Source organism: Ramlibacter algicola, from assembly GCF_016641735.1.
Classification (GTDB): domain Bacteria; phylum Pseudomonadota; class Gammaproteobacteria; order Burkholderiales; family Burkholderiaceae_C; genus Ramlibacter; species Ramlibacter algicola.
The window spans coordinates 455,082-468,580 of record NZ_JAEDAO010000001.1; the positions used below are offsets into that span (position 1 = coordinate 455,082).

12 protein-coding genes and 1 pseudogene are annotated in these 13,499 nt (G+C 69.6%); 5 read left to right on the forward strand and 8 right to left on the reverse strand.

The genetic code is table 11. The features are described from left to right. Positions 1-113 precede the first annotated feature (113 nt). Together I8E28_RS02215 and I8E28_RS02220 are read right to left on the reverse strand one after the other, a co-directional pair. On the reverse strand, positions 114-1,541 hold the full coding sequence (locus I8E28_RS02215; RefSeq protein WP_200786217.1) for an FAD-binding oxidoreductase: 1,428 nt from the start codon (positions 1,539-1,541) through the stop codon (positions 114-116). A gap of 45 nt (positions 1,542-1,586) precedes the next feature. Then, complete coding sequence (locus I8E28_RS02220) at positions 1,587-2,282, reverse strand: EF-hand domain-containing protein (protein WP_200786218.1); 696 nt, start codon at positions 2,280-2,282, stop codon at positions 1,587-1,589. A gap of 121 nt (positions 2,283-2,403) precedes the next feature. Between I8E28_RS02220 and I8E28_RS02225 the strand changes: the two genes are divergently transcribed. Further along, a complete protein-coding gene (locus tag I8E28_RS02225; protein ID WP_200786219.1) occupies positions 2,404-2,970 on the forward strand; it encodes a cob(I)yrinic acid a,c-diamide adenosyltransferase in 567 nt (188 codons plus the stop codon). 179 nt (positions 2,971-3,149) lie between these two features. Here I8E28_RS02225 and I8E28_RS02230 read toward each other — a convergent pair whose 3' ends face one another. The 3 genes from I8E28_RS02230 to I8E28_RS02240 form a co-directional block, all read right to left on the reverse strand. Continuing rightward, positions 3,150-4,478: a solute carrier family 23 protein gene (locus I8E28_RS02230; RefSeq protein ID WP_200786220.1), complete on the reverse strand. Its 1,329-nt coding sequence runs from the start codon at positions 4,476-4,478 to the stop codon at positions 3,150-3,152. A 77-nt stretch (positions 4,479-4,555) separates the two neighbouring features. After that, positions 4,556-5,452, reverse strand: a complete 897-nt coding sequence (locus I8E28_RS02235; RefSeq protein ID WP_200786221.1) for an alpha/beta fold hydrolase — start codon at positions 5,450-5,452, stop codon at positions 4,556-4,558. Between the two features lie 201 nt (positions 5,453-5,653). Beyond that, positions 5,654-6,256, reverse strand: a complete 603-nt coding sequence (locus I8E28_RS02240) for a TetR/AcrR family transcriptional regulator (protein WP_200786222.1) — start codon at positions 6,254-6,256, stop codon at positions 5,654-5,656. A 123-nt stretch (positions 6,257-6,379) separates the two neighbouring features. Here I8E28_RS02240 and I8E28_RS02245 point away from each other — a divergent pair. Both I8E28_RS02245 and I8E28_RS02250 read left to right on the forward strand, forming a co-directional pair. Beyond that, positions 6,380-8,394: pseudogene (locus I8E28_RS02245) on the forward strand (acetoacetate--CoA ligase). An 87-nt stretch (positions 8,395-8,481) separates the two neighbouring features. Further along, on the forward strand, positions 8,482-9,588 hold the full coding sequence (locus tag I8E28_RS02250) for an aromatic ring-hydroxylating oxygenase subunit alpha (RefSeq protein WP_200786223.1): 1,107 nt from the start codon (positions 8,482-8,484) through the stop codon (positions 9,586-9,588). A gap of 97 nt (positions 9,589-9,685) precedes the next feature. Here the strand turns inward: I8E28_RS02250 and I8E28_RS02255 are convergent, their stop codons facing one another. From I8E28_RS02255 to I8E28_RS02265, 3 genes are read right to left on the reverse strand one after another with little or no spacing between them, the layout of a single operon-like run. Further along, on the reverse strand, positions 9,686-10,582 hold the full coding sequence (locus I8E28_RS02255; protein WP_200786224.1) for a DMT family transporter: 897 nt from the start codon (positions 10,580-10,582) through the stop codon (positions 9,686-9,688). A 28-nt stretch (positions 10,583-10,610) separates the two neighbouring features. Next, on the reverse strand, positions 10,611-11,039 hold the full coding sequence (locus tag I8E28_RS02260) for a MarR family winged helix-turn-helix transcriptional regulator (protein ID WP_200786225.1): 429 nt from the start codon (positions 11,037-11,039) through the stop codon (positions 10,611-10,613). Between the two features lie 5 nt (positions 11,040-11,044). After that, positions 11,045-11,560 (reverse strand): flavin reductase family protein, encoded by a 516-nt coding sequence (locus tag I8E28_RS02265; protein ID WP_239027167.1) that lies wholly within the window; start codon positions 11,558-11,560, stop codon positions 11,045-11,047. 110 nt (positions 11,561-11,670) lie between these two features. Between I8E28_RS02265 and I8E28_RS02270 the strand changes: the two genes are divergently transcribed. Further along, a complete protein-coding gene (locus tag I8E28_RS02270; protein ID WP_200786227.1) occupies positions 11,671-12,714 on the forward strand; it encodes a 2,5-dihydroxypyridine 5,6-dioxygenase NicX family protein in 1,044 nt (347 codons plus the stop codon). Beyond that, positions 12,711-13,499 carry an alpha/beta fold hydrolase gene (locus I8E28_RS02275; protein ID WP_200786228.1) on the forward strand — a complete coding sequence of 263 codons (789 nt, stop codon included), beginning with the start codon at positions 12,711-12,713 and terminating at the stop codon, positions 13,497-13,499. Before I8E28_RS02270 ends, I8E28_RS02275 begins: the two co-directional genes overlap by 4 nt.

Here is a 13,499-nt window from a genome sequence, read left to right on the forward strand (position 1 = left end):
GACGCGGAAAAGGGGACAGAAGCCACAGAAGAATTCCTTGATGGATCCTTCTGCGCTTCTGTCCCCTTTCCGCGTCCTCTGTGTTCAGAAACCAGGGGAAGCGCAGCGACTCGCTACAGGGCGAAGATTTTCCCTGGGTTCAGGATGTTCTTCGGATCCAGCGCGCGCTTGATGGTGCGCATCATGTCGATCGCGCCGGCGCCGGCTTCGGTCACCAGGAAATCCATCTTGTGCAGGCCCACGCCGTGCTCGCCGGTGCAAGTGCCACCGAGTTGCAGCGCACGCGCCACCAGCTGGTGATTCAGCTGCTCGGCGACCTGGCGCTCGCGCGGGTCGTCCGGGTCGAGCAGGTAGCCGAAGTGGAAATTGCCGTCGCCCACATGGCCGACGAGGAAGTAGGGCAGGCCGCTCGCATCGGCTTCGGCGACCGAATCGAGCAGGCAGTCGGCCAGGCGCGAGATCGGCACGCAGGTGTCGGTGGAGATCGCACGGCAGCCGGGGCGTGACTGGATCGCCGCGAAGTACGCGTTGTGCCGCGCGGTCCACAGGCGCGTGCGCTCCTCGGGCGTGGTCGCCCATTCGAACGCGTTGCCACCATGGTCGCTGGCGAGCTCCTGCACGGTCTCGGCCTGCTCCTTCACGCCGGCGGGCGAACCGTGGAACTCCATCAGCAGCATCGGCTCCTCGCGCAGCCCCAGCTTGCTGTGCGCGTTGACCATGCGCACGCTGTTGGCGTCGATCAACTCCACGCGCGCGATCGGCACGCCCAGCTGGATCACCTGGATGACGGTGCGCACCGCGGCCTCGATGCTCGGGAAGGAGCAGATCGCGGCCGAGATCGCCTCGGGGATCGGGTACAGCCGCAGCGTCACCTCGGTGATGATGCCCAGCGTGCCTTCGCTGCCGACCATCAGGCGCGTCAGGTCGTAGCCGGCCGACGATTTCTTCGCGCGGGTGCCGGTGCGGATCACTTCGCCGCTGGCCGTGACGACTTCCAGCCCCAGCACGTTCTCGCGCATCGTCCCGTAGCGCACGGCGTTCGTGCCCGATGCACGCGTCGCGCTCATGCCGCCGATGGTGGCGTCGGCGCCCGGGTCGATCGGGAAGAACAGTCCCGTGCTCTTGATCTCCTCGTTGACCTGCTTGCGCGTCACGCCGGCCTGCACGGTGACGGTGAGGTCCTCGGGATTGACCGCGAGCACCTTGTTCATGCGCGACACGTCGATGCTGATGCCGCCCTGCACCGCGAGCAGGTGGCCTTCGAGCGAAGAGCCGACGCCGAACGGAATGACGGGCACTTCGTGCTGCGACGCGAGCGCCACCGCATCAGCGACGTCCTGCGTGCTCTCGGCGAACACGACGGCTGCGGGTGGCGGCACGGTGGTGAACGCGGACTCGTCGCGCCCGTGCTGCTCGCGCACCGCCATCGCGGTCGAACACTGCGCGCCGAAGCGGGCGGCCAGTGCGTCCAGCATCGCGGCCGGCACGGGCCGCTGGTGAACTTCAGGGATGAGTTGCGACAGCTGCGTGGGGGCGTTCATGGGGCGGTCTCCTGCCGGCCCAGTGTACGCCGGCCTCCCGGACGCTCAGCGCAGGCTGTCGTCGTACTCCGAGCGCGAGACGACGCCGTCGCGGTTGGTGTCCATGTCGTCGAAGGACATGGTGACCACCTGCAGGCGCAGCGCTTCGGCGCGGGTCAACAGACCGTCGGCGTCGGCATCGGCCTGGGCGAACACCTGCGCGGTCTGCAGCGGCGACATCGGCCCGCCCGCGACGCGGGTGTCGACGGAGGGCGTGCCGCCGGACGTCGGCGCTGCGCCGGCGCCCGCGGCCGCCGCGGCATTGGCGTTGGCATTGGCCGCAGCGTTCGCCGGCAGCGAGCCGTCGACGGGTGCAGTCGCTACCGGGGGCAGGACGACGACGCCACGCGTGCTGCCGCGGGTGGTGGTCACGGTCGTGTCGGGCGCCGGGTTGGTGGTGACGATGCCCGGTGCGGCGCCGGCCGTTCCCGACGTCAGCCCCGAGGCCGCCGGCGTGCCGGCCGGCAAGGCGGCGCTGCCGCTCGTGATGCCGCTGGCGGACGGCATCCCCGCGGTGAGCCCGGGCGCCGCGCCGCTGGTCAGTCCGGAGGGCGAGGGTGCGGCACTCGTGACCGGCGATTTCGGCGCGGGCGCGGCGCCCATGCGGCGCACCTGCGCGAACGCGGTGGTCGCGATCAGGCACAGCACGATGGCCAGCAGGATCATCAGCGGCCGGGGACGGTAGGAGAAGCGTCGGTGCATGGCAGGCTCCAGCGATCCAGCCATCGTGGAACGCGCCCCGCGGCCCGGCAGTAGGCGTCGCGCCGCGGGGCAGGTGGGACAATCCGCACAACCGCCACGAGCGCAGCAGGAGAACGCATTCATGGGCAAGCGCCTGACGCAGATCGCCACCCGCACCGGCGACGACGGCACCACCGGCCTGGGCGACAACACGCGGGTGCCCAAGGACAGCCTGCGCGTGCAGGCGATGGGTGACGTGGACGAGCTCAACTCGCACATCGGCCTGCTGCTGTGCGAGCCGATGCCGCCGGAGGTGCGCGACTTGCTGGTGGAGATCCAGCACCAGCTGTTCAACCTGGGCGGCGAGCTGTCGATCCCCGGCTTCGAGCTGCTGAAGGCCGAGGCACTCGCGGTGCTCGACGATGCGCTCGAAGCACACAACGCCAAGCTGCCCAGGCTGCAGGAGTTCATCCTGCCCGCCGGCACGCGCGCGGCCTCGCAAGCGCATGTGTGCCGCACCGTCGCGCGTCGCGCCGAGCGCGCCGTCGTGGCGCTTGGCCGCGCCGAGACGCTGCGCGACACGCCGCGCCGCTACCTCAATCGCCTGTCGGACCTGATGTTCGTGCTGGCCCGCGTGCTCAACCGCATGGACGGCGGCGACGACGTGTACTGGAAGAGCAAGAAGCTGGACGAGGCGCAGTCGTCTTGAGGGGCGCCAGTCGCGCCTGACGGCGCTCCGCTGAAGGCTTCAACGCAGAGGACGCAGAGGGAAGACAGCGGACGCAGAGGAAGAAGAGCAAGAGATGTTGAATTTCTCTTGCTCTCTGTCTTCCCTCTGCGTCCTCTGCGTCCTCTGCGTCGAGACTCCGCGCGCCAGCGCGGCCCCGATCAGCGAACCGGCGCGTCCCCGGCGGCGACCATGGACCCGGTGCCGCGGCCGCGGCCCAGCAGGGCCCACAGCAGGATCGCGCCGAAAGTCGCGGTGCCGATGCCGCCGAGCGCGAAGCCGCCGAACTTCAGCGTGAAGTCGCCGGTGCCCAGCACCAGCGTGATGGCGGCCACCAGCAGGTTGCGGTTGTCGGAGAAGTCGACGCGGTTGTCGACCCAGATCTTCGCGCCGGCGCTGGCGATCAGGCCGAACACGACGATCGACACGCCGCCCATCACCGGCAGCGGGATCGCCTGGATCACGGCGCCGAACTTGGGCGAGAAGCCGAGCAGGATCGCGATCAGCGCGGCGACGACGAACACCGCCGTCGAGTAGATCTTGGTGGCGGCCATCACGCCGATGTTCTCGGCGTACGTCGTCACGCCGGTGCCGCCGGCGCCACCGCTGATCACGGTCGCGACGCCGTCACCGATGAACGCGCGGCCCATGTACTGGTCGAGGTTGCGGCCCGTCATCGCGGTCACCGCCTTGATGTGGCCCAGGTTCTCGGCCACCAGGATGATGGCCACCGGCGCGATCAGCAGCATGGCCTGGCCGGTGAACTGCGGCGCCACAAAGGCCGGCATGCCGATCCAGGCGGCGTTGGCGATGCCGGAGAAATCGATCGGCTTGCCCAGGCCCATGCCGTTGGCCAGCACCGCGTAGATCACGCTGGCGAGGATCAGGCCGACCAGGATCAGCAGCCGCTGCACCATGCCGCGCGTGAACACGGCCACCAGCGCGACGCTGACGAAGGTGACGACCTGCATCCATGAATCGAAGTTGCTGGCCGCCATGTTCTTGATCGGCACGCCCGCCAGGTTCAGGCCGATCACGGCGACGACGGCGCCGGTGACCACCGGCGGCATCAGCCGTTCGATCCAGCCCGTGCCTGCGACGTGCACGATGGCGCCGATCACCGCGTACACCAAACCGCAGGCGATGATGCCGCCCAGCGCCAGCGCGATGTTCGCGTTCGGTCCCTTGCCCGCATAGGACGTCGCCGCGATCACCACGCCGATGAAGGCGAAGCTGGAGCCCAGGTAGCTGGGCACGCGACCGCCGGTGATCAGGAAGAACACCAGCGTGCCGATGCCGCTCATGAGGATCGCGAGGTTGGGGTCGAACCCCATGAGCAGCGGTGCCAGCACGGTGGCGCCGAACATCGCGATCACGTGCTGCACGCCCATCGCGCCCGTCTGCAGCCAGGGCAGGCGCTCGTCGGGCGCGATCACGCCGCCTTGCGCCAGCACCTGGCCCGGTTTCTCCGTCCACGCGAACAGTCCCATCTCCGCTCCTCGATTTGTTGAAGTGCGGCGATGCTAAGCGGCGCGCGCGGCGCCGCCAAGCACGCGGGGGACGATCGTCAGGCGGTGCGCAGGAACGCGACGACTTCCTCGACCACGCAAGGGTCGGCGAGCAGCTTGCGGTGGCCCAGGCCTTCGGTCGGGACCAGCCTCGCATTCCAGATCTCGCGCTCGAAGGCTTCGCCATGCGCGAACGGGTTCACGCGGTCCTGGCGGTCGTGCACCACCAACGTCGCGGCGCGGATGCGCGGGCCGACCGCGGGCGGTTCGAAGTGCGCCATCAGCACCCCTTCGCGCGCCTCGATGTACGCCTGCAGCGCCGCACGCGTCGACTCCCACAGGCCGAACACCTGGGCGAAGAAGCGCGTGTAGTCGCGCGCCGAGGCCGGCGGGGCCAGCAGCACCAGCCTGGGCGCCGTCATCGCGCGGGCCGACGCATACGCGGCCGCATTGGCGCCGAGCGAGTGGCCGACCACCGCGTGCAGCACGCGACCTTGCGCCTGCAGGCGCGCCGCCACGTACTCGACGGCGCGTGCGAACTGCGGCAGGTTGCTGGCGCTTCCCGCGCTCGCGCCATGCGCGGGCAGGTCGACCAGCACCGGGCGCAGTCCGGCGCGGTCGATCGCCTGCGCCAGCGCGAGCAGCTGGTGGGCCTGCCCGCCCCAGCCGTGCACCAGCAGCACGACGGGGCTGCCGTCGTCCTCGCGGCGCGGCTCGTACAACGTCAGGCCGCCGTCCTCGAACGGCCAGGCCTGCTGCTGCCAGCCGTCGCCCCACCGGGGCGCGCGGCGCAGCCAGCGCGGCGGCAGTGGCGTGCCGAAGACGCGGAAGGCCACGCGCACGGCGAGCGACGGCCACAGCCGCTGGGTCGTGCGCAAGGCGAGGCGGGACAGGCGCATGCCCGGCGTGGGGCGGTAGAACGCCGTCGCGGCGTCGGCGGTGGTGCTGCGGGTCATGGCGCGCACTCCGTTCAGAAGAACACCATGTCGTCGTTGCTGCGCGGCAGGTCGCGCAGCGATTCGATCGCCGCGCGGGCGGCGCGCCAGCCGCCATAAGCGGCGGCCAGGAGCAGGATCATCAGCATCTCGGGTCCTTTCTTCGCACGTTTGTGCGAAATTCGGGTGAACGGGGGGGGCAAGGTCTTGTCTCCTGGAATGTCAGGCGCGGTACGTCGACAGCAGCCGCTGCCAGGTCGCCTGGGCGCGGTCCGCCGCCCGGGCGTCGCGCAGGAATCGGGCGTCGTGGATCTCCACGAGGATCAGCGCGTAGAGCTCGCTGACCAGTTGTTCCGGGTCGGTGTCGGTGCGCAGGTGGCCGGCATCGATGGCCTGCAGCACGCTGCGCCGCAGCGCCGCGCGCCAGCGCACGACCTCGCCGTGCAGGTGGTCGCGCAGGGGACCTTCGCGGTCGTCCAGTTCGAAGGCGCCGGCCGAGAAGATGCAGCCGGTGCGCGTCTCGACGTCGCGGGTGCGCCCGATCCAGCGCTGCACGATCGCTTCCAGCCGCGGCAGGCCCTTGGGCTGCTGCATCGCCGGCACGAACACGTCGTCCAGGAAGTGACGGCCCCATTCGTCGATGACCGCCTTCTGCAGCGTCTCCAATGAACCGATGCGCGAAAACACGCCGCTCTTGGACAGCCCGACGCTGTCGGCCACGGCCTGCACCGTGAGCGACTCCAGCCCTTCGCGGCCAGCCAGCTCCATCGCGGCGCCGACGATGGCGGCGCGCGTGAGCTCGGCTTTCTGGGTCTTGGCGTCCATGCGGCGCACTTTAGCACGATCGTCCGAAAAGGCGATCCCCCTGCTTGGCGCGGGTGCAATCGCTTGTCCACGCCGTGCAAACCCCGGCTGCGGCAGCGCAGCAGCGCCGGTACGCTTGACGGCATGCAAGACCGCCTTCCTCCGCGCGTTCCCCAGATCCGGCTGTACCAGGAGTGGCTCGAGCGCGAGCGCGGCCTGTCCTTCGACAGCTACGGCGCCCTGTGGCGCTGGTCGGTGGAGAACCTGGACGCGTTCTGGGCCAGCATCTGGGATTGTTTCGGCATCGCCTCGCCCACGCCGTACCGGGCTGTGCTGGCCGATGCGCGCATGCCGGGCGCGCAGTGGTTCCCTGGCGCGCAGGTGAACTACGCCGCGCAGGTGTTCCGCCACGTCGAAGCGGCTCACGCCGCCGGCTTCCCGGCCATCGTGAGTCGCAACGAGCGCGGCTTGCACCGCGAACTGTCCTGGCCCGAGCTGCGCCGCCAAGCCGCGTCGCTGGCGCTGCACCTGAAGGCGCAGGGGCTGCGCCCGGGTGATCGGGTGGCGGCCTACCTGCCCAACGTGCCGGAGGCGATGGTCGCGTTCCTGGCGGTCAGCAGCCTGGGCGGGGTGTGGAGCATCTGCGCGCCCGACATGGGCACGAACGCGGTGCTCGACCGCTTCCGCCAGATCGAGCCGAAGGTGCTGATCGCCTGCGACGGCGTGACCTATGGCGGCAAGGACCACGACCGCAGCGCCGTCGTCGCCGAGTTGCGCGACGCGCTACCGAGCGTGCGGCACGTCGTGGGGCTGCACGTGCTCGATCGCGGCGGCTCGCCGAGCCGGCTGCGATGCGACGCGTGGTTCGACGATGCCGTCGCACGTGGCGGCGCCGAGGTCGATGCGTTCACGCCCACTTGGCTGCCGTTCGACCATCCGGTGTGGATCGTCTATTCGAGCGGCACGACCGGCCTGCCCAAGCCGATCGTGCACGGGCAGGGCGGCATCCTGCTGGTGATGCTGGCGCACACCGTGCTGCACAGCGACCTTGGTTGCAGCTACCACCCCAACACCTGGGGCGAGTCTTCCACTGGTACAGCTCGACGGGCTGGGTGATGTGGAACGCGCAGATGGCGGGGCTACTGAACGGCACCACCTGCTGCCTGTACGACGGCAACCCGGGCGGCTCCAAGGACGCGCCGGACTGGACGACGCTGTGGCGCTTCGGTGCCGAGGTCGGCGCGACCTTCTTCGGCGCCGGCGCGGCCTTCTTCGCCAACTGCATGAAGGCCAACGTCGACCTGTCGCGCCTCCCGGGCCTGCGCAGCGTGCGTGCGCTGGGCACCACCGGATCGCCGCTGTCGGAGGACGTGCAACGCTGGATCGACGGCCAGTTCGCCAAGCTGGGCACGCCCAAGATGTGGTGGTCCAACATTTCCGGTGGCACCGACTTCGCCGGCGCCTTCGTCGGCGGCAACCGCGAACTGCCGCTGGTGCCCGGCCAGATGCAGTGCCGCCTGCTGGGGTGCTCGGTGGAGGCGTGGAACGAGAGCGGTCAGGCGGTGGTCGACGAAGTCGGCGAACTGGTGTGCACGCGGCCGATCCCGTCGATGCCTCTTTACCTGTGGAACGACCCGAACAACCAGCGCTACCTGGCTTCGTACTTCGACACCTGGCCCGGCATCTGGCGCCATGGCGACTGGCTGCGCATCGGCCGCGACGGCCAGTGCGTGATCTACGGACGCAGCGACGCCACCATCAACCGGCACGGCTTGCGCCTGGGCACCAGCGAGCTGTATTCCGCCGTCGAAGCGCTGCCCGAGGTGCTCGATTCGCTGATCGTCGACCTCGAGTACCTGGGCCGCGAGAGCTGGATGCCCTTGTTCGTCGTGCTGCGCCCCGGCGTGCAATTGGACGACACGCTGCGGGCGCGCATCGGCGCCGCCATCCGCTCATCGGTCAGCCCGCGCTTCGTGCCGGACGCGATCTACCAGGTGCCGGAGGTGCCGCGCACGCTGTCGGGCAAGAAGCAGGAGCTGCCGGTCAAGAAGCTGCTGCTCGGCCAGCCGGTCGAGAAGGTGGTGAATCGGGAGGCGATGGCCAACCCGGCGGCGATGGACTGGTACATCGCGCTGGCCAAGGAGCGCCTCGCTGCCTGACCCTCGGGCACGCCCGCATGACCGCGGGGCGAGCGGGCGCTAGGATGGCCCGATGCGGCGGCAGTCCGGCCGCGCGAAAGGTGCCCGATGTTCCTGAAGAACTGCTGGTACGTGGCCGCCTGGGACCACGAGCTGATCGACGGCAAGCTGCTGTCGCGCACGATCCTCGAGGAGGCGGTGCTGCTCTACAAGGGCGACAGCGGCAAGGTCGTCGCGCTGCAGGACCGTTGCTGCCACCGCGGCGTCCCGCTCCACCTGGGCCGCCGCGAAGGCGATTGCGTGCGCTGCATGTACCACGGGCTCAAGTTCGATCCCAGCGGCAAGTGCGTCCAGATCCCGGGCCAGGACACCGTCCCCGCCAAGCTGGGCGTCAAGAGCTACCCGGTCGAGTCCAAGGACGGTCTGGTGTGGATCTGGATGGGCGACCCGGCCCAGGCCGATCCCGCGAAGATCATCGACTTCCCGTACCTGCGCGATCGGCAGTGGAAGGGCATTCCCGACTACATGCACTACAAGGCCAACTGGCTGCTGATCGTCGACAACCTGTCCGACTTCGCGCACCTGGCCTTCGTGCACACCAAGACGCTGGGTGGCTCCGAGGAGTACGCGTACAAGACCAAGCCGGTGGCGATCGAGCGCCTGGCCGATGGCTTTCGCGTCGAGCGCTGGCACATGGATGCGCCGCCGCCGCCGTTCCATCGCAAGGTGCTGCCCGCCGCGGAGAAGGACCAGCACGTCGATCGCCGCAACATCGGCCACATGACCGTGCCGGGCATCTTCTTCCTGGAGTCGATGTTCTCGCCCGCGGGCAGCGGCAGCGAGAAGGGCAACCGCGAAGGCACGCGCGAGTACCGCAACTGCCAGTTCATGACGCCGGAGACGAAGCGCAGCACGCACTTCTTCTGGACCTACCTGAACAACTACGAGGGCGAGGACCACAACGTCTCGCGCTCGCTGCACCAGAGCCTGATCGAGGGCTTCATGGAAGACAAGCACCTGATCGAGGCGCAGCAGGTGGTGATCGACACCGATCCCACGTTCGAGCTGCAGGCGATCGCATCGGACGCCGCGCTGTCGCACTTCCGCCGCGTGTACTTCGAGCGCGTCGCGCAGGAACAGCAAACCGCCGCCGCCGACCAGGCCGCCGCAGTCGTGAAGGACATGCGCAAGCCGCACCAGATGGGGATCGGCTAGCGTCCCGTCATTCCCGCGAAGGCGGGAATCCATCGCTTTCGTCCTCCGCGACTGGAAGATGGAAGCGATGGGTCCCCGCCTCCGCGGGGACGACGGGTCAGTTCGGCCGGCGATTCACCAGCACGATCCCCGCCGCGACGCCCGCGAGCGCGAGCACCAGTTGCAGCGTCAGCGGCTCGCTCAGCAGCGCGACGCCGAACACCAGCGCGAAGACCGGCGTGAGGAAGGTGAACGACGACATCTGCGTCGCCGGGTAGTGCCGCAGCATCCACATCCACACCAGGTAACTCGCGAACGCGCCGACGAGGGTCTGCGCGGCGAGCGAGCCCCAGGCGTGCGCCGAGTACGCGAGCGACCAGGTCTCCCCGAGCGCCAGCGACAACAGCGGCGCGACCAACGCCGTCACGGCGACTTGGTAGAACAAGGTCTTCTCCGCCGACGCCTTGCCCAGCGACGACGCACGGATCACCAGCGTGGTCAGGCCCCACAGCGTGCCGGCGGCCAGTGCCATCGCATCGCCGCGCAACTGGCGCGCGGTCGTCTCGCCGGTGAAGCCCTCGCTGAAGGCGACGGCCACCGCCGCGAACGCGATCACCAGCCCGACCCATTGCGCGCCACGCAGGCGCTCGGTCGGCACGAAGCGCGGCAGCAGCACGGCCACCACGAACGGCGAGGTGTAGAGGAACACGGTCAGGCGCGACGCCGTCGTGTCGCGCAGGCCCAGGTAGATGCAGCTGAATTCGGCGGCGAACAGCACGCCGGCCAACAGGCCCGCGCGCAGCGTGCCGTCACGGTCGAACAGCGGCACGCGGCGCACCACGCACCACAACACGAGCAGCGCCGTCGCGCCCGCGAAGCGCAGCGACGCCTGCCACAGGGGCGGCACCTCGCCGACGGTGGTCTTGATCAGGATCTGCTGGAAGCCCCAGAACAGGCAGCAGGCGAGCAACAGGCCGATGGCCAGGCCGTCGAGGTGGGATTTGCGCTCCGTCATCGGGGCCGATGCTAACGGCCCCGGCTCTTCACGCGTGCTGCGTGATCTTCTCCAGCAGCTTGCGCAGGGCCACTTTCTCGGTGGCGCCGAGCGCGCGCAGGATGCGCGCCTCGTGCTGCTTGGCCGCTTCCACCAGCGGCTTCACGAGACGGCGGCCGGCGGCGGTGGCCGACACCAGCGTGCGGCGCTGGTCGGCGGGATCGGCGGTGAGCGCGACCCAGCCCTGGTCGGCCATGCGTTGCACGAGCTTGGTCACGGTGGGCTGCTTGGACAGGATCTCGTGCGCGAGCTGGCTGACGGTGAGCGGCTCGCTGTCATGCAGCGTGGCCAGCACGCGCCACTCGATCGAGCTGAGCCCGCGGGCGCGCACCTGCGAATCGAATTCCTTGTAGAGGGCGTGGTTCGCCTGGCCGAGCAGGTAGCCCAGGTAGTTGTCGACGAACCGCTCTTGCGCCATCGGGCCTACAGCGGCAGCTCGGTGTAGAACCGGCCGCCGTGGAACAGCAGCGGCGCCGCGCCGGGGCGCCACGTGCAGCGCTCGACTTCGCCGACGAAGATGACATGGTCGCCTTCCTCGTAGCGGCTGCGGTTGTAGCACTCGAAGGTGGCCAGCGCGCCATCGAGCAACGGCGCGTTGCCGCTGCCACGCTGGTACTCGAGGCCGGCCCAGCGGTCGGTGCCGCGGCGCGCGAAGCGTTCGGCCAGCTGCTTCTGGTCGGCCGCGAGGATGTTGATGGCGTAGTGCGAGCCGGTGCTGAACGCGGGCAGCGACGCTGCCGCGCGCGCCAGGCTCCACAGCACCAGCGGCGGATCGAGCGACACCGAGTTGAACGAGTTCGCCGTGAGCCCGATCGGCTTGCCCTCGGACGTCATCGCCGTCACGATGGTCACCCCCGTCGCGAACATGCCCAGCGCCGAACGGAACTCGGTCGGGGAGAAAGCGGGCGGCTGGGCCTTGCGGGGCGGTGGGGGCGTCAACACACTCTCAGCGCCATGCACTGCGGGTGGAATCGCCTTCGGGGCGGCCGTGCGGCTCATCAGCTTCAATGCATGAATATTCATGTAGTATGGACCAAAACGCGCGACCCATGGTGCAGGAGACCTTCGACCCCGCCTGGCTGCAGGCCTTTGAACTCGTGCTGCGGCGCTGCGCCGTCCAGCCCGGTGACACCGTGGCGGTGCTGGCCGAAAGCCAGAGCCGCCCCGTGCTCGTGCAGCTGGCGCAACTGGCGTCGGCTCGCATGGGGGCACGCGCATTCACCCTCACCCTGCCGACACCGTTCCGCCCAGGCCTGCCGCCGATCCGTTCCACCGGTGCGTCCGATGCGCTGCAAGGCATCGCACCCGCGGTGGCCGCTCTCGCGGCGAGCACGCTGGTGGTGGATTGCACGGTCGAAGGTCTGATGCATGCGCCTGAACTCCCCACGATCCTCCAAGGGGGTGCGCGGGTCCTCTATGTGAGCAACGAACACCCCGAAGCATTGGCCCGGCTGGCCCCTTCGGACGATGGCTCCATGGAGTCAAGGGTGAAAGCGCACGTGAAGCGGCTTCGGGGTGCTCAGAGCATGCGCGTCACCTCGCCGACAGGGACGAATCTCACCATCTCGCTCGAAGGCGCGGCGGCCGGCGGCAACTGGGGCTACACCACCAAGCCCGGCACCATCACGCACTGGCCCGGCGGGCTGGCGCTGGCGTTCCCGAAGGCGGGCAGCGTGAATGGGCGGCTGGTGCTCGCACCGGGCGACGTCAACCTCACCTTCAAGCGCTACATCGAACAGCCCATCACGCTCACGGTGGAGTCCGATTACGTCGCGCGCATCGAAGGCAGCGGCGTCGACGCCGAGCTCATGCGCAGCTACATCGCGGCCTGGGGCGATCGCGAGGCGTATGCGGTCAGCCACGTCGGCTACGGCCTGAACCCGGCGGCGCGCTGGGACAGCATGGCGCTGTACGACAAGCGCGACTTCAACGGCACCGAGCTGCGCGCGTTCGAGGGCAATTTCCTCTACAGCACCGGCGCCAACGAAGTCGCGGGCCGCCACACGCTGGGCCACTTCGACCTGCCGCTGCGCGGCTGCACGATCGAACTGGACGGCAGCGTCGTGGTCGACGCCGGCAAGGTGCTCGGATGAGCGTCTGCCCGACGTTCAGCGCCTTGGGCTCCGGCCCGACGGTGTTGATGCTGCACGGCATCGGCGGGGGCCACCTCGCGTTCGCGCCGCAGGTCGAGACCTTCGCGTCGCTCGGCTACCGCGCCGTTGCGTGGGACATGCCCGGCTACGGCCACAGCGCGCCGATCGAGCCGTACACGTTCAAGGGCCTGGCGCAGGCCTGCGTGAACCTCATCGAAAGCCTTCAGTGCGGCGACGTCGTGCTGGTGGGCCACAGCATGGGCGGCATGGTCGCGCAGGAGGTCGTCGCGCGCCGCCCCGAGCTGGTCAGCCGCCTGGTGCTGTGCGGCACCTCGCCCTCCTTCGGCAAGCCCGACGGCGACTGGCAGCGACGGTTCATCGCCGAGCGCACCGCGCCGCTGGACGCCGGCAAGTCGATGGCGGACCTGGCCGAGGTCCTGGTGCCGCAGATGGTCGGGCCCGGGTCCTTGCTTGAAGGCGTGCGGCTGGCCCGACACTGCATGGCCGGCGTGAACCCGTCGACGTACCGGCGCGCGCTGGAGGCGCTGGTGACCTTCGACCGCCGCGCGGACCTGCAGCGCATCCACGTGCCCACGCTGCTGGTCGCAGGCGAGCACGACAAGAACGCACCGCCGGCGGTGATGAAGAAGATGGCCGGCGCGATCGCGGGCAGCACGTACCTCGAGCTGCCGGGCATCGGCCACCTGCAGAACCTGGAGGCGCCGGACGAGTTCGACGCCGCGGTGCTCAATTTCCTGGCGCTGCCGCGGCAGCTGCTGCACTAG